Annotated in this window: 13 protein-coding genes and 1 riboswitch; of the genes, 11 read left to right on the forward strand and 2 right to left on the reverse strand. The window is 60.7% G+C overall.

Going from position 1 to position 16,116, the window contains the following annotated elements; all coding sequences use genetic code 11:
* Positions 1–76: 76 nt before the first annotated feature.
* Complete coding sequence (locus tag ACRRSD_RS17865) at positions 77–1,510, reverse strand: TolC family outer membrane protein (RefSeq protein WP_038360286.1); 1,434 nt, start codon at positions 1,508–1,510, stop codon at positions 77–79.
* 206 nt (positions 1,511–1,716) lie between these two features.
* A riboswitch (TPP riboswitch) is annotated at positions 1,717–1,822 on the forward strand.
* 146 nt (positions 1,823–1,968) lie between these two features.
* Between ACRRSD_RS17865 and thiC the strand changes: the two genes are divergently transcribed.
* Together thiC and cytX are read left to right on the forward strand one after the other, a co-directional pair.
* Positions 1,969–3,858, forward strand: a complete 1,890-nt coding sequence (gene thiC / locus ACRRSD_RS17870; protein WP_435034487.1) for a phosphomethylpyrimidine synthase ThiC — start codon at positions 1,969–1,971, stop codon at positions 3,856–3,858.
* Between the two features lie 139 nt (positions 3,859–3,997).
* Positions 3,998–5,290: a putative hydroxymethylpyrimidine transporter CytX gene (cytX, locus tag ACRRSD_RS17875; protein WP_435034488.1), complete on the forward strand. Its 1,293-nt coding sequence runs from the start codon at positions 3,998–4,000 to the stop codon at positions 5,288–5,290.
* On the opposite strand, the gene ACRRSD_RS17880 is transcribed toward cytX, so the two are convergent.
* Positions 5,259–6,005, reverse strand: a complete 747-nt coding sequence (locus ACRRSD_RS17880) for an RsiV family protein (RefSeq protein WP_435034489.1) — start codon at positions 6,003–6,005, stop codon at positions 5,259–5,261. The genes cytX and ACRRSD_RS17880 overlap by 32 nt on opposite strands.
* Before the next feature lie 227 nt (positions 6,006–6,232).
* Here ACRRSD_RS17880 and ACRRSD_RS17885 point away from each other — a divergent pair, with 227 nt between their 5' ends.
* The 9 genes from ACRRSD_RS17885 to ACRRSD_RS17925 all read left to right on the forward strand — a co-directional run bounded on the left by ACRRSD_RS17885 (position 6,233) and on the right by ACRRSD_RS17925 (position 15,740).
* A complete protein-coding gene (locus tag ACRRSD_RS17885; protein ID WP_435034490.1) occupies positions 6,233–6,850 on the forward strand; it encodes an NUDIX domain-containing protein in 618 nt (205 codons plus the stop codon).
* Positions 6,841–7,293 (forward strand): DUF1249 domain-containing protein, encoded by a 453-nt coding sequence (locus ACRRSD_RS17890; RefSeq protein WP_034151669.1) that lies wholly within the window; start codon positions 6,841–6,843, stop codon positions 7,291–7,293. The genes ACRRSD_RS17885 and ACRRSD_RS17890 overlap by 10 nt, the downstream gene beginning before the upstream one ends.
* 99 nt (positions 7,294–7,392) lie before the next feature.
* Positions 7,393–8,208, forward strand: coding sequence for a 3',5'-cyclic-AMP phosphodiesterase (cpdA, locus tag ACRRSD_RS17895; RefSeq protein ID WP_435034492.1), 816 nt, complete (start codon positions 7,393–7,395; stop codon positions 8,206–8,208).
* Positions 8,209–8,512: 304 nt separating this feature from the next.
* The gene (locus tag ACRRSD_RS17900; protein ID WP_435034493.1) at positions 8,513–9,121 is read left to right on the forward strand and encodes a YqiA/YcfP family alpha/beta fold hydrolase; all 609 of its coding nucleotides are present in this window, start codon (positions 8,513–8,515) and stop codon (positions 9,119–9,121) included.
* Positions 9,122–9,162: 41 nt separating this feature from the next.
* The gene (gene parE, locus ACRRSD_RS17905; RefSeq protein WP_435034495.1) at positions 9,163–11,070 is read left to right on the forward strand and encodes a DNA topoisomerase IV subunit B; all 1,908 of its coding nucleotides are present in this window, start codon (positions 9,163–9,165) and stop codon (positions 11,068–11,070) included.
* Positions 11,070–12,059 (forward strand): esterase-like activity of phytase family protein, encoded by a 990-nt coding sequence (locus tag ACRRSD_RS17910; protein WP_435034496.1) that lies wholly within the window; start codon positions 11,070–11,072, stop codon positions 12,057–12,059. Before parE ends, ACRRSD_RS17910 begins: the two co-directional genes overlap by 1 nt.
* Positions 12,056–12,580, forward strand: coding sequence for a retropepsin-like aspartic protease family protein (locus tag ACRRSD_RS17915; RefSeq protein ID WP_435034497.1), 525 nt, complete (start codon positions 12,056–12,058; stop codon positions 12,578–12,580). The genes ACRRSD_RS17910 and ACRRSD_RS17915 overlap by 4 nt, the downstream gene beginning before the upstream one ends.
* A gap of 7 nt (positions 12,581–12,587) precedes the next feature.
* A complete protein-coding gene (parC, locus tag ACRRSD_RS17920; RefSeq protein ID WP_435034498.1) occupies positions 12,588–14,852 on the forward strand; it encodes a DNA topoisomerase IV subunit A in 2,265 nt (754 codons plus the stop codon).
* 177 nt (positions 14,853–15,029) lie between these two features.
* Positions 15,030–15,740, forward strand: coding sequence for a PqiC family protein (locus ACRRSD_RS17925; RefSeq protein ID WP_007915780.1), 711 nt, complete (start codon positions 15,030–15,032; stop codon positions 15,738–15,740).
* The last annotated feature ends 376 nt before the right edge of the window (positions 15,741–16,116 follow it).

A 16,116-nucleotide genomic window follows, 5' to 3' on the forward strand; every position in this document is an offset into this window, starting at 1 on the left:
GCGTGCCGCAGCTCCTACAGGGAAACGTATTCCAATGTAGGAGCTGCGGAACGCTGCGATCTTTTGTTTTTAAGGCTTAAGGCCGGGCCTTGAGTTGCGCCTCGGCAGCCTTGGCCAGATCCGGCGGCAGGAAATCCTTGTCCGGGTTGTAATCAGCCTTCAGATACCGCCGCAGATCTTCCAGGTCACCCGGGTTCAGTGTCCCCGCCGCCTGCTTCAAGCGCAGGTTGTCGAGAATGTAGTCGTAGCGCGTGTTGTTGTAGTTGCGCACCGAGGTGTACAGCTGACGCTGCGCATCGAGCACGTCAACGATGTTGCGCGTACCGACCTGATAACCGATTTCTGTGGCTTCCACTGCGCTCTGGTTGGAGATGATCGACTGGCGACGCGCCTGCACCTGCTCGACGTCGGTGTTCACCGCGCGGTGCAAGTTGCGGGTGTTCTCGACGATCTGCCGGCGCAGGGATTCGCGCTGTTGTTCGCTCTGATTCAGTTGCTCATACGACTGGCGCACTTGCGAGCTGGTCAGCCCGCCGCTGTAGATCGGGATGTTCAGTTGCAAGCCGACTGTGCTCTGCTCGACGTTGTCGCGGTATGGCACACCGAAAGCGTTCGGGTTGGAAAAACCGAGGGCGTCGTTGTCACCCTTTTCGTATTTGGCCACGGCATCGAGGGTCGGCAAGTGGCCGGCCTTGCGCTGCTTGAGGGTCTGCTCGGCGGAGCTGACCGCGTAGTTGCTGGCGAGCAGATTGAGGTTCTGCCGCGCCGCCGTGTCGACCCAGGACTTCGCATCGTTTGGTGCTGGCGGCAGGATCGGCAGCGTATGGACGATGCCCTGAATCGAGTTGTACTGGCGGTTGGTCAGAGTGATCAGCGCTTCGAACGCATCATCGACCTGACGCTGGGCAACGATGCGGTTGGCCCGTGCTGTATCGTAGCTGGCTTGCGATTGCAGCACGTCGGTCTTGTCCGACAGGCCGACATCGAAGCGCTCGTTGGACTGGTCGAGCTGGCGCTTGAATGCGGCTTCTTCAGCCTTGGTCGAGGCCAGGTTGTCCTGGCTGCGCAGCACGTTGAAATAGCTTTCCGCCGATTGCAGGATCAGGTTCTGCTCAGTCGCCGACAGTTGCAGCGCGGCTTGCTCGTTGACGTCCTTCGCGGCCTGGTACTGGAACCAGCGATCGGCGCGGAACAATGGCTGGGCCAGGGTCGCCTGATACGAGTGTGCGCTGCGATTGGCAGTGGCCGAGGGTTGATCGATCGACGTCCGCACATTGGCCACTTCGGCGCCGCCCGACAGGTTCGGCAACAACCCGGCGCGGGCCTGCGGCACCACTTCTTTCTGCGCACCGTACTGAGCGCGGGCGGCGGCCAGATCGGCGTTGTTGTCGACCGCCTCCTGATAGACGCTGACCAGATCGGTTTTGGTCGACAAGGGCGCTTCTGCTGCCCAGGCCATTGCGTTGGACGCACAAGACACGGCAACAGCCAGTGAGAGTTTGCGCAGCATGAGGCGATCCCTAGCATTAATATTATGGAAGTAATCCGGGCGCCAAAGGTAAGGCGCAGGCCCCGCAGCGTCAAGGCGTGGCGGGGCAAAGCGAGTGTAGTTGCGCATTTGCCTCACAACAATCGGCCCAACCGGTGTATTTGCGCCATTCATCATGGTGTTTGCTGCGGTATTGGCGTTCTTTGCCGGTTGTGTCTAGACTGGCCGGGTTCTTGTCGGGGTGCCTTGCTATGAGGCTGAGATCGAATAATTTCGGATCCCGTTGAACCTGATCAGGTTAGCGCCTGCGTAGGGAACAAGATTTCTCGTCACCCGGCGAGTCCTCTTGTGCTTCGTCCGGGAAATTGTTCGACAATCGAACGCTCGACGACGATGCACAGCACCGGTCCTGGTGCGTCCGTGCCTTTCAGGTTCTGCTCCGACAATCCACTGCCTGGATGCTGTCTGGAGAGCCCGTGATGACTACAAAATCAAAAAACGCGATCAACCTGAGTGACTCGGCCAAGGTCGACGAGCAATCGGTCAAGCCGTTCACCCGTTCGCAAAAAGTCTACGTTCAGGGCTCGCGCCCGGACATCCGCGTGCCGATGCGCGAAATTACCCTTGACGTGACGCCGACCGACTTCGGCGGCGAAATCAACGCGCCGGTGACCGTCTACGACACTTCGGGTCCGTACACCGATCCGAACGTCGTGATCGACGTGCGCAAAGGCTTGGCCGATGTGCGCTCGGCATGGATCGACGATCGTGGCGACACCGAGCGTCTGTCGGGTCTGAGTTCGAACTTCGGTCAGCAGCGCCTGGCCGATGCCGAGCTGACCAAACTGCGTTTCGCTCACGTCAACAATCCGCGCCGCGCCAAGGCCGGGGCCAACGTCAGCCAGATGCATTACGCACGTAAAGGCATCATCACCGCCGAGATGGAATACGTTGCCATCCGGGAAAACATGAAACTGCAAGAGGCCCGCGCGGCTGGCCTGTTGCAGCAACAACACGCCGGCCACAGTTTCGGCGCGAGCATTCCGAAAGAGATCACCGCTGAGTTCGTCCGCGAAGAAATTGCCCGTGGCCGCGCGATCATCCCGGCCAACATCAACCACGTCGAACTGGAACCGATGATCATCGGCCGTAACTTCCTGGTGAAGATCAACGGCAATATCGGCAACAGCGCGCTGGGTTCTTCGATCGAAGAAGAAGTGGCGAAACTCACCTGGGGCATTCGCTGGGGTTCGGACACCGTGATGGACTTGTCCACCGGCAAACACATTCACGAAACCCGCGAGTGGATCATCCGCAACTCGCCCGTGCCGATCGGCACAGTGCCGATTTATCAGGCGCTGGAAAAAGTGAATGGCGTCGCTGAAGACCTGACCTGGGAGCTGTTTCGCGACACGCTGATCGAGCAGGCCGAGCAGGGCGTCGATTACTTCACTATCCACGCCGGCGTATTGCTGCGCTACGTGCCGCTGACCGCCAAACGCGTGACCGGCATCGTGTCCCGTGGCGGTTCGATCATGGCCAAGTGGTGCCTGGCGCACCACAAAGAGAACTTCCTCTACACCCACTTCGACGAAATCTGCGAAATCATGAAGGCCTACGACGTCAGCTTCTCGCTGGGCGATGGTCTGCGTCCGGGCTCGATTGCCGACGCCAACGACGAAGCGCAATTCGGTGAACTGGAAACCCTCGGCGAGCTGACCAAGATCGCCTGGAAGCACGACGTGCAGTGCATGATCGAAGGCCCGGGCCACGTGCCGATGCAGTTGATCAAAGAGAACATGGACAAGCAGCTCGAGTGCTGCGACGAGGCGCCGTTCTACACCCTCGGCCCGCTGACCACCGACATCGCGCCGGGTTACGACCACATCACCTCGGGTATCGGTGCGGCGATGATCGGCTGGTTCGGTTGCGCGATGCTTTGCTACGTGACGCCGAAGGAACACCTGGGCCTGCCGAACAAGGATGACGTGAAAACCGGGATCATCACTTACAAGATCGCCGCCCACGCTGCGGACTTGGCCAAAGGGCATCCAGGTGCACAGATTCGCGACAACGCCTTGAGCAAGGCGCGTTTCGAATTCCGTTGGGAAGACCAGTTCAACCTCGGCCTGGACCCGGACACCGCGCGTTCCTATCACGATGAAACCCTGCCGAAGGATTCGGCGAAGGTCGCGCACTTCTGTTCGATGTGCGGGCCGAAGTTCTGCTCGATGAAGATCACGCAGGAAGTCCGCGAATACGCGGCCAATCAGCGCATCGACGCGGTCGACGTGGACGTCGCCCAGGGCCTGGCGGAACAGGCCGAGCGGTTCAAGAAGGAAGGCAGTCAGCTGTACAAAAAGGTTTGATCTGACCTGAAAGGGTGGGCCTGCAAGGGCCCCTTCGCGAGCAGGCTCGCTCCCACTTTGGAATGCATTCAAGTGTGGGAGCGAGCCTGCTCGCGAATGCGATCAACACAACAACAAATGTCCCTCTGAGATAACACCCTTGAGCATTCAACCCAGCACCTATTCTCCCGACCTAGCCGTACCCGCCGACAAGCGTGTGTTCGGCGGTCGTGATCTATTCTCCCTGTGGTTCTCCCTCGGCATCGGCCTGATGGTTTTGCAGACCGGCGCATTGCTCGCACCTGGTCTGGGCCTGTCCGGTTCACTGCTGGCGATTTTCCTCGGCACGCTGGTCGGCGTACTGTTGCTGGCCGCCGTCGGCGTGATCGGCAGCGACACGGGCCTTTCGTCGATGGCCGCGCTGAAACTCAGCCTCGGCAGCAAAGGCGCGAGCCTGCCGGCGCTGCTCAACCTGCTGCAACTGATTGGTTGGGGCTCTTTCGAAATCATCGTCATGCGTGATGCGGCCAGCCTGCTCGGCACCCGCGCGTTCAGCGAAGGTTCGCTGTGGTCGAACCCGCTGTTGTGGACGCTGTTTTTCGGTGCTCTGGCGACCTTGCTCGCGGTCAGCGGGCCGCTGACTTTCGTGCGGCAGATCCTGCGCAAGTGGGGTATCTGGCTGCTGCTCGCTGCGTGCCTCTGGCTGACCTGGAACCTGTTCGCCAAAGCTGATCTGGCCGATCTCTGGTCGCGTGCCGGTGACGGTTCGATGCCGTTCGCCGTGGGCTTCGACATCGCTATTGCAATGCCGCTGTCGTGGCTGCCGCTGATCGCTGATTACTCGCGATTCGGCAAGCGTGCAAAGAATGTTTTTGGTGGCACTGCGGTCGGTTTCTTTATCGGCAACTTCTGGCTGATGAGCCTTGGCGTCGCTTACACGCTTGCGTTCGCGCCGAGCGGTGAAGTCAACGCGTTGCTGCTGGCACTGGCCGGTGCAGGTCTGGGCATTCCGCTGTTGCTGATTCTGCTGGATGAGTCGGAAAACGCCTTCGCCGATATTCACTCGGCGGCGGTTTCCAGCGGGATTCTGTTGCGCCTGAAAGTCGAGCATCTGGCCTTGTCCATCGGCGTGATCTGCACGCTGATCGCATTGCTGGCGCCGTTGGCGCAGTACCAGAATTTCCTGCTGCTGATCGGTTCGGTGTTTGCGCCGCTGTTCGGCGTGGTGCTGGTCGATCACTTCATCCTGCGCAAGCGCAGTGCTCAGGTCGCGTCAGCCGCGTTGCGCTGGCCGGCGTTGTTGGCGTGGCTGGGTGGCGTGAGCACCTACCACTTGCTGGCAAATCTGTATCCGGATGTCGGCGCAACCCTGCCGGCGCTGGTACTGGCAGGGCTGCTGCAATTAGTGCTGGGCCGGGCTTTCAGTTACGGCCGGGAAACAGCTCAGGCTTGAGAATGCCATTCAGGCGCGGATAAGGAATCTTCAGTTCGACGTGGCCCAGCGCGTAAGGCGCGATGGTGGTCACGTCGTACTTGAGGATCACGCCACCATAGGTCAGCGCCACGTTCGGGGTTTTCACGAACGGCCAGTTCGCCACGAACTCCGGCTCCTGATCGAGTTTGGTGCTGATCAACCAGCTGTTGTGCGCAACCTGCGCCGCCTTCCAGAACGCCTCTTCCTGACCCGGCAGCAACATGTCGGACAGGTTCAGCACCTTGTGCTGCTGGCGCGAATAGTTGATGAAACCGCGACCCGGTGTGCCATGCGCGCCGCCAGTGTCGAGGTAGCTCGACACCTCGATGATCACCAAGCCGTCATGCTGCTCGCGTACTTTCGCTTGCAGGTAGCTGCTGTTGCGCGGGCCGGCACTGGCGAGGAACTGATCGCGATAGGCCGCCAGAGTCGGCGCCACCGGGGCGTTTTTCTCGGTGCGGGTCATTTGCAGCAGGCGTTTTTCGATGATGCCGTCCAGCGCAGGTTCGGCCGGGAAGCGCAGGGTGTCGATGTTCACCAGCGGGCAATCCGGGTTGGAACAGCCCGGTTTCAGTTGTTCCGATGCATCGCGGGTGGTTTCCAGCGGCGTGCGGTAGTTGGGCTGGAACAGGCTGGCGCACGCGCCCAGAGTCAGGGCGATGGCGGCCACGGAGGCAATTTTGAAAAGCGACATGGGCGTCCTTTCGAAAGCAGGGGAAGGCAAAAAGATATCCGCTTCGACTCTCGCAGAAGCAGTCAGTTCGCCACTAAGCTAATTAGAGTGGGTTTCGCCTCCACCGTCCATCCCGCTGACGGTAAAGGGGCTGCATCAAACGGTACGGGCGCGTTAGGATGGCGCGAAGTCGAGGTTGCCAGTAACAAGCGGCAACTCGTAATGGATCTGCAGTAAAGAGGATGCTCATGACTGATTTTGCCAACGCCATTCCGACCGCTGTCGATATCGTGCGGCGCGAAAAATGCTACGAGGGCTTTTACAAGCTCGATCGTGTGCACCTGCGCCATGAACTGTTCGCCGGTGGCATGAGTCGCGAGATCAACCGTGAAGTGTTTGTCCGCCATGATGCCGTGTGTGTGCTGCCGTACGATCCGCAGCGCGATGAAGTGGTGCTGATCGAGCAATTCCGCGTCGGTGCCATGGGCAAGACCGACAATCCTTGGCTGGTCGAACTGGTCGCTGGTCTGATCGACAAGGATGAGCAACCGGAAGAAGTTGCTCACCGCGAGGCGCAGGAGGAAGCTGGGCTGGACATCAAGGCCTTGTGGCCGATGACCAAATATTTCCCGTCGCCGGGCGGCAGCAACGAGTTCGTGCATTTGTATCTGGGGCGTTGCAGCACTGACGGCGTTGGCGGCCTGCATGGCCTGGAAGAAGAGGCAGAAGATATCCGCGTCACGGTCTGGGCTTTTGAAGATGCCTTGCAGGCCGTCCGTGACGGACGCATTGCCAACGCGGCGAGCATCATCGCTTTGCAGTGGCTGGCGCTGAACCGCGCCGAAGTGAGGGGGTTATGGTCGTAAACAAGTTGCGCGATCGCTATCGAGTCGACCTCGTAGGGCTGCAAGCCGCCTGCGAGGCCAACTACGCGCGCCTGATGCGACTGGTCCCGGACATGCGCAACGAGCCCGAGGCGCGGCGCATCGCCGTGACCCAGGGCGAGCAGATGCTCGGCGTGCTTGCCCTCGAAGTACTGCAAACCTGTCCGTACACCACTACTTTGCAGGTGCGCCAGGAACACAGCCTGCCATGGCTGCCGGTGCCGCAACTGGAAGTGCAGGTCTATCACGATGCACGCATGGCTGAGGTAGTCAGCGCCGAACATGCACGACGCTTTCGCGGCATCTATCCTTACCCGAACGCCGCGATGCATCAGCCGGATGAAAAGGCTCAGCTCAATCTGTTCCTGGGGGAATGGCTGAGTCATTGCCTGGCGTTGGGGCACGAGTACGAAGTCGTACGCTAGTTGTGAACTGCGTCCGGTTCGGCGGTTTCCTCTTTCACTGATCCCCCAGCATAATTGCGGCACTTGATCGATTCCGTGCTTTTGCCTTGGGAGAACGCCTTGCCGAGCGTATCCACGTTGACCCCCGCCGATCCGGCGTTGCTGGTGCAGTTGTCCGACAGCCATTTATTCGCTGAAGCGGATGGCACGCTGTTGGGCATGAACACCCGCGATAGCCTGCAAAAGGTCATCGAGTTGGTGCTGGGGCAGCAGCCGCAGATCGACCTGATTCTGGCCACCGGTGATATCTCCCAGGATGGCACGCTGGAGTCGTATCAGCAGTTCCGCCAGATGAGCGCGCAGATCGCTGCCCCGGCGCGGTGGATTCCCGGCAATCACGACGAACCGATGATCATGGCCCAGGCCGCCGTGCAGAGCGCGTTGCTGGAGTCGGTAGTCGATATCGGTAACTGGCGCGTGACGCTGCTGGATTCGGCGGTGCCGGGTTCGGTGCCGGGGTATTTGCAGGACGATCAACTGCAACTGCTGGCCCGCTCGCTGAGCGAAGCGCCGGAGCGTCATCATCTGGTGTGCTTTCACCATCATCCGGTGTCGATCGGTTGCGCGTGGATGGAACCGATTGGCTTGCGCAATCCCGAGGCGTTTTTCGAGGTGCTGGATCGCTTTCCACAGGCACGCGCGGTGTTGTGGGGGCATGTGCATCAAGAGATTGATCGCGAGCGTAACGGCGTGCGCTTGATGGCTTCGCCCTCGACGTGCATTCAGTTTGAGCCGGGGAGTGAGGACTTCAAGGTGGGGGAGCAGGCGCCGGGGTATCGCTGGTTGCGGTTGTTGCCGGATGGGCGGTTGGAAACGGGGGTTGAGCGCGTGACTGGATTCGAGTTCACAGTCGATTACGGCTCTGACGGTTACTGATTGCCAATCAAAAAGCCCCTCATCGGAACGCCGCCCGCCCAGCCCTCTCCCGGAGGGAGAGGGAGCCGACCGAGGTGTATTGCGTCATGCGCCGACCTGAAATACCGAGTCGATTATGGATTCGCCCAATCACTTTCAGGTCGGTGTAGTTCTTGAATATTCCCCATTCAGTCCCCTCTCCCTTTGGGAGAGGGCTAGGGTGAGGGCCGCCCCTGTTGAATGACCAATTTCTCGAAACCACCCCCAATCCGCTCTTCTCTCCCTGTAAACTCCGCAAACCCAAACCGACACCCAGGGAGCTCAAATGTCCGGTTCGATCCTCTATATCCACGGTTTCAACAGCGCCCCGGCCTCGAAAAAGGCCTGTCAGCTGGTCGCGGTGATGGAGCGGCTGGGCTTGAGCGACAAACTGCGTGTTCCGGCGCTGCATCACCATCCGCGCGAAGCCATCGGTCAGTTGGAGCAAGCAATCGCCGAGCTGGGCAGCCCGCTGCTGGTGGGAAGCTCACTCGGCGGCTACTATGCGACTCACTTGGCCGAGCGCCATGGCCTGAAAGCCCTGCTGGTGAACCCGGCGGTCAGCCCGCACCGGATGTTCGACGGCTATCTGGGCACACAGAAAAACCTGTATACCGATGAAACCTGGGAATTGACCCACGACCACGTCACCGCTCTGGCCGAACTGGAAGTGTCGGCGCCTCAGGATGCGCAGCGCTATCAGGTGTGGTTGCAGACCGGCGATGAAACACTGGATTATCGCCTCGCCCAGCAGTATTACCGCGCCTGTGCCTTGCGCATTCAGGCCGGCGGCGATCACAGTTTTCAGGGTTTTGCCGGGCAATTGCCGGCGTTGCTGAGTTTTGCCGGCATTGGCGCCGATGTGTATCAGGCAATCGATTTCACCGCACTGTGAAGTCTTGCCCCTATTTCATGAATGACTGACGACGAGACCCTATGGCCACTCCCAGCGCTAGCTCTTATAACGCCGACGCCATCGAAGTCCTCTCGGGCCTCGACCCGGTGCGCAAACGCCCCGGCATGTACACCGACACCAGTCGGCCGAACCACCTCGCCCAGGAAGTCATCGACAACAGCGTCGACGAAGCCCTGGCCGGCCACGCCAGATCGGTGCAGGTCATCCTCCACGCCGACCATTCGCTGGAAGTCAGCGACGACGGCCGTGGCATGCCGGTCGACATTCACCCGGAAGAGGGCGTTTCGGGCGTTGAGCTGATCCTCACCAAGCTCCACGCAGGCGGCAAGTTTTCCAACAAGAACTACCAGTTCTCCGGCGGTCTGCACGGCGTGGGTATTTCCGTGGTCAACGCCTTGTCGACGGAAGTGCGCGTGCGCGTCAAGCGTGACGGCAACGAATACCAGATGACTTTCAACGACGGCTTCAAAGCCTCGGAACTGGAAATCGTTGGCTCCGTCGGCAAGCGCAACACTGGTACCAGCGTGTACTTCGCGCCGGATCCGAAATACTTCGACTCACCAAAATTCTCCATCAGCCGCCTCAAGCACGTGCTCAAGGCCAAGGCCGTTTTGTGCCCGGGGCTGCTGGTCAGCTTTGAAGACAAAGGCACCGGCGAGAAAGTCGAGTGGCATTACGAAGACGGCCTGCGCTCCTATCTGGTCGACGCCGTCAGCGAGTTCGAACGCCTGCCGGACGAGCCGTTCTGCGGCGCTTTCGCTGGTAATAAAGAAGCGGTTGACTGGGCGCTGCTGTGGCTGCCAGAAGGTGGCGACGCAGTACAGGAAAGCTACGTCAACCTGATCCCGACCGCGCAGGGCGGTACCCACGTCAACGGTTTGCGTCAGGGCCTGCTCGATGCCATGCGTGAATTCTGCGAATTCCGCAGCCTGTTGCCGCGCGGCGTCAAGCTGGCGCCGGAAGACGTCTGGGAGCGCATCGCGTTCGTCCTGTCGATGAAAATGCAGGAGCCGCAATTCTCTGGCCAGACCAAAGAGCGTCTGTCGTCCCGTGAAGCGGCGGCGTTCGTTTCCGGTGTGGTCAAGGATGCGTTCAGCCTGTGGCTCAACGCCAACCCGGAAACCGGTCTGGCGCTGGCGGAACTGGCGATCAACAACGCCGGCCGTCGTCTCAAGGCGAGCAAAAAGGTCGAGCGCAAACGCGTGACCCAAGGCCCGGCATTGCCGGGCAAACTGGCGGATTGCGCCGGTCAGGACCCGATGCGTTCCGAACTGTTCCTGGTCGAAGGTGATTCCGCCGGCGGTTCCGCCAAGCAAGCGCGGGACAAGGAATTCCAGGCGATCCTGCCGTTGCGCGGCAAGATCCTCAACACTTGGGAGGTCGATGGCAGCGAAGTGCTGGCCAGTCAGGAAGTGCACAACATTGCCGTGGCCATCGGTGTCGATCCGGGCGCGGCGGACATGAGCCAGCTGCGCTACGGCAAGATCTGCATCCTCGCCGACGCCGACTCCGACGGTCTGCACATCGCGACCTTGCTCTGCGCATTGTTCGTCCAGCATTTCCGCCCGCTGGTGGATGCCGGTCACGTTTACGTGGCGATGCCGCCGCTGTACCGCATCGACTTGGGCAAAGAGATCTACTACGCCCTCGACGAAGCCGAACGTGACGGCATTCTCGACCGTCTGGTCGCCGAGAAGAAACGCGGCAAACCACAGGTCACCCGATTCAAAGGTCTGGGTGAAATGAACCCGCCGCAGCTGCGTGAAACTACCATGGACCCGAACACGCGGCGCCTGGTGCAACTGACGCTGGGCGAAGATTTTGCCGAAACCTCGGAAATGATGGACATGCTGCTGGCGAAGAAACGCGCCGGTGACCGCAAGACCTGGCTCGAATCCAAAGGCAACCTCGCCGAGGTGCTGGCCTGATGCGGTTTGGCTGGGCCTTGGCGGGTGCGTTGCTGCTGAGTGCAATGAATGTGTCGGCCGAGCCGTTGCAGGAGTTGCGCGTGCTCTCCGGGCACCCGGTCGAGGGCATGCGCGGCGGTAACCTGTCGGGGCTGGCCATGTGTGGCAGCGAGTTGTGGACGGTGTCGGACCGCGATGACGATCAGATCTATCGGCTCAATACCGCCGATCAGGTCTGGCAGGCCGAAGCCTTGCACATAGACGTACCCCTGGTGCCTGAGACCGGTTTGCCGTGGGGGTTGCGCTCGCGCAATTGGGCCGCGTCGTTCGTGCGCGGTGGCGATCTGGATTTCGAGGGCATCAGCTGCGACAGCGCCGGCAATCGCTACATTGTCAGCGAGGGACATGCGGCAGTCTTGCAGGTGCCCGTCAGCGGCCCGGTCAACTGGCTGAAGATCTCGCCGATGATGGTTCGCGAAGCGCGGGCCAGCGGCATGCTCCTGCATTTCAATGCGATCTTCGAAGGCCTGGCGATCAGCCCGGCGGGCGATCAGATGTGGCTGGCCGCCGAGCGACAAAGCCGTGGCTTGCTGCTGATCAAGCGCCAGCAGACGGTGTGGGATTGCGACGGTCGTTGCGTGCTGCTCAGTGAGGGTGGCAAGGAGATGCAGCCGTCGCAGTTCCCCAGGGCCAAAGCTGTTCATCGGGACTTTTCTGACCTTTCGTTGTTCAACGGCAAACTGTTTACCCTTGAGCGCAACGCCTTCCAGATTTGCCGGCGCGATGCGCAGACCGCCAAGGTCGAGCGCTGCTGGTCGTACGCCGCTGAACTGTTGCAGGCCAACCGCCGTTACTCGCAGAACTTCGGGTTGGAAGAGGCGCTGATCGTTGACGCTGATGGTGCATGGGTAGGCGTCGACAATAATTTTGGCCCGCGGGCCGATGGTGAGGTTCGCCCGATCGTCTGGCGCTTCGCCGCGCCTGACGGTGGCTGGAACGCCAAGCCATGAGCCAGCAACCGCCGGGCAAGCGCGCCGGTCGGGTGCTGATGATTCTGGCGTGGTGCGCGGCGCTGTTCCTCGCGACGCGGTTCTTTGGCCAGTGGGAGCAACGCCAGCAGAATCCGAACGTGGTAGTCAGCTCGGAGCAGGGTGAAGGGTTTATCGAGGTGAAACTGGCCGGCAATGCCCAAGGGCATTTTGTCGCCAGTGGTCAGATCAACGGTGAGCCGGTGGAGTTCATGCTCGACACCGGTGCGACCGATGTGGCGATCCCGGCGGATCTGGCCAAACGTTTGAAGCTGGAAGAAGGTTTCGGAGTGACCCTGAGCACGGCTAATGGCCTGAGCCAGGGCTACCGGACCAAAATCGACCGCCTGCAACTGGGCGACATCATGCTGCGCGACGTCCGCGCACTGGTGGCGCCGGGGCTGCATGGCGATCAGGTGTTGCTCGGCATGAGCGCCCTGAACAAACTTGAATTTACTCAGCGCGGTGGCACCATGCTGCTGCGCCAGACAACGAACCGATGAGGCCTGCATGAGCAATCCCCTTGATCTCAGCCTGGACGGTGTAGAACGCCGCTCGCTGGCTGACTTCACCGAAAGTGCCTACCTCAACTACTCCATGTACGTGATCATGGACCGTGCCTTGCCGCATATCGGCGACGGCCTGAAACCGGTACAGCGGCGTATCGTCTACGCCATGAGCGAGTTGGGCCTGGACGCCGACTCCAAGCACAAGAAATCGGCGCGTACCGTCGGTGACGTGCTCGGCAAGTTCCATCCGCACGGCGACTCGGCGTGCTACGAAGCGATGGTGCTGATGGCCCAGCCGTTCAGCTATCGCTACACGCTGGTCGACGGCCAGGGTAACTGGGGTGCGCCGGACGATCCGAAGTCCTTTGCCGCCATGCGTTACACCGAAGCGCGCTTGTCGCGTTATTCCGAAGTTCTGCTCAGCGAACTGGGCCAAGGCACTGCCGACTGGGGCCCGAACTTCGACGGCACTCTGCAGGAGCCGCTGGTGCTGCCGGCGCGCCTGCCGAACATTCTGCTCAACGGCACCACCGGCATCGCCGTGGGCATGGCCACCGACGTGCCGCCACACAACCTGCGCGAAGTCGCCACCGCGTGTGTGCGTCTGCTGGATGAGCCGAAAGCCACGGTCGAGCAGCTCTGCGAACACATTCAGGGCCCGGACTATCCGACCGAAGCGGAAATCATCACGCCGCGCGCCGACCTGCTGAAGATGTACGAAACCGGCAAGGGCTCGGTGCGCATGCGCGCCGTGTACCACGTCGAGGACGGCGACATCATCGTCACCGCGCTGCCGCACCAGGTGTCAGGTGCCAAAGTGTTGGAGCAGATCGCCGCGCTGATGCAGGCGAAACCATCAAAAGCCCCGCAGATCGCTGACCTGCGCGACGAGTCCGACCACGAAAACCCGTGCCGCATCGTGATCATTCCGGTCAACAGCCGTGTCGATCACGACGCGCTGATGCAACACTTGTTCGCCAGCACCGAGCTGGAGTCGACCTACCGGGTCAACGTCAACATCATCGGTCTGGACGGCAAACCACAGCTGAAAAACCTGCGTGCGTTGCTGGTCGAATGGCTGGAATTCCGCGTGCTGACCGTGCGTCGCCGCCTGCAATTCCGCCTCGACAAGGTCGAGCGTCGCCTGCACCTGTTGGACGGTTTGTTGATTGCCTACCTCAACCTCGATGAAGTGATCCACATCATCCGCACCGAGGAACACCCGAAAGCCAAGCTGATCGAGCGTTTCGCCCTCAGCGAAATTCAGGCCGACTACATCCTCGACACCCGTCTGCGTCAGTTGGCGCGACTGGAGGAGATGAAGCTGCGCGACGAACAGGATGAACTGCTCAAGGAACAAGCCAAGCTGCAAGCGCTGCTGGGCAGCGAAGCCAAGCTGAAAAAACTGGTGCGTACCGAGCTGATCAAGGATGCCGAAACCTATGGCGACGATCGTCGTTCGCCAATCGTTGAGCGTACCGAAGCCAAAGCGTTGACCGAGCACGATCTGCTGCCGAACGAGAAAGTCACCGTCGTCCTCTCGGAAAAAGGCTGGATCCGTTCGGCCAAAGGTCATGACATCGACGCCACCGGCCTGTCGTACAAGGCTGGCGACGGCTTCAAGACCTCGGCGGCGGGGCGTTCCAACCAGTCAGCGGTGGTTATTGACTCCACCGGCCGCAGCTATTCGGTCGCCGCGCACACCTTGCCGTCGGCCCGTGGTCAGGGCGAACCGTTGACCGGTCGCCTGACGCCGCCGCCGGGCGCCTCGTTCGAGTGTGTGCTGATGCCGGAAGACGATGCGTTGTACGTGATCGCCTCCGACGCCGGTTACGGTTTCGTGGTCAAAGGCGAAGACCTGCAAGCCAAGAACAAGGCCGGTAAAGCCCTGTTGAGCCTGCCGAACAACGCCAAAGTCATCGCGCCGCGTCCGGTGGCCGATCGTGATCACAACTGGCTGGCCTCGGTCACGACCGAAGGTCGCCTGCTGATCTTCAAAATCAGCGATCTGCCACAATTAGGTAAGGGCAAAGGCAACAAGATCATCGGTATTTCCGGTGAGCGTGTGGCCAGTCGCGAAGAATATGTCACGGACATCGCCGTACTTCCGGAAGGCGCCACTCTGGTGCTGCAGGCCGGAAAACGCACCCTGTCGCTGAAGGCCGACGACCTCGAACACTATAAAGGTGAGCGTGGACGTCGTGGCAACAAGCTTCCAAGGGGCTTCCAGAGAGTGGATGCGCTGCTCGTCGAAAACCTCAATTAGGCGTCCTAGAGGCGTCGATCCACGATTTAACGCGTAGATCGACGCTTTGGCGCTGGAGTCGGAACGCATATTCACGGATGATATGGCCTTTCCAAGCGCCGGCGTGGCCGAGCGTTCTTCATATTTATTGAGTATTTTCACTGTGGTCAGCCTTGTGGCGGCCACCTGGACGGGATGATGACAGCTCTGCGCCCCCTTATTTTCCTGCTCGCCGGCGTTTTGGGCCTGGCGGGTTGCAGCGTTCACCAGCCGGTGTCGCTGTATCAACTGGACAGCGGAAGTCCGGTTCAGCCTGCGCAAAGCGCAGGCATGGCGGTTTTGTTGGGTCCGGTAGTCGTAGCTGATTACCTGCAACGTGAGACATTGCTGCAACGTCAACCGGACGGCAGTCTGCAAGCGGCGACCGACGGTCGTTGGGCTGGCAGCCTTTCGTCGGATATCGATCAGTTGCTGATGCGTCAGGTCGCTGGCCATCTGGACAGCCAGCGTGTGGTGCTGGCACCGGCCACAACCGGGTTCACTCCGGATGTGCAGGTGTTGTTGACCATCACGCGTCTGGACTCTGGCCAGAAACAACCGGCGATCCTCGATGCGCAATGGCGTTTGATCGACCGTCGTGGTCAGGTGCGCGATAACCGCATCGTGCATCTGCAAGAGCTGCATGCCGGCAGCACGGCTTCCCAGGTGCAGGCACAGGGGATTTTGCTGCAGCGTCTGGCCGAGCAGTTGTCGGTGGCGTTGAAACCGCTGGCCAATCAGCCTCCGGTGGCCGAGGCGCCGCGTAAATCGGCACCGAAACCGGCCGCGCCAGCGGCGGAAGCTGAAAAGCAGCCGAAGATTCCGATGGCTTCGCCGATTCGGACGGACATGGAAGTGTTCCGCTTCTAACCTGGATCGAGTCAGAACAGAGCCCGCCTTGTGCGGGCTTTGTTGTGTCTGGGGTTCTGCGTGAAAGATCAAAAGCCCCTCTCCCCAGCCCTCTCCCCGAGGGAGAGGGAGCCGACCGAGGTGTCTGGCGCTATACATCGACCTGAAAGAGCTTGGCGATTATGGGTTCCGTAGGGCAGGGGCAGGTCGGTGTGGCTCTGGAATATCCCCGGGTCAGTCCCCTCTCCCGGAAGGAAAGGGGACTGACCGAGGTGTCTGGCGCTATACATCGACCTGCAAGCGCGTGGCGGTTATGGATTCACAGCTGGGCGTTCAAGTCGCTGTAGGTCTTCAATATTCCCGGATCGGTTCCCTCTCCCTGTGGGAGAGGGCTAGG

Origin of the sequence: Pseudomonas neuropathica (assembly GCF_051174785.1) — a bacterium.
Lineage (GTDB): Bacteria > Pseudomonadota > Gammaproteobacteria > Pseudomonadales > Pseudomonadaceae > Aquipseudomonas > Aquipseudomonas neuropathica_A.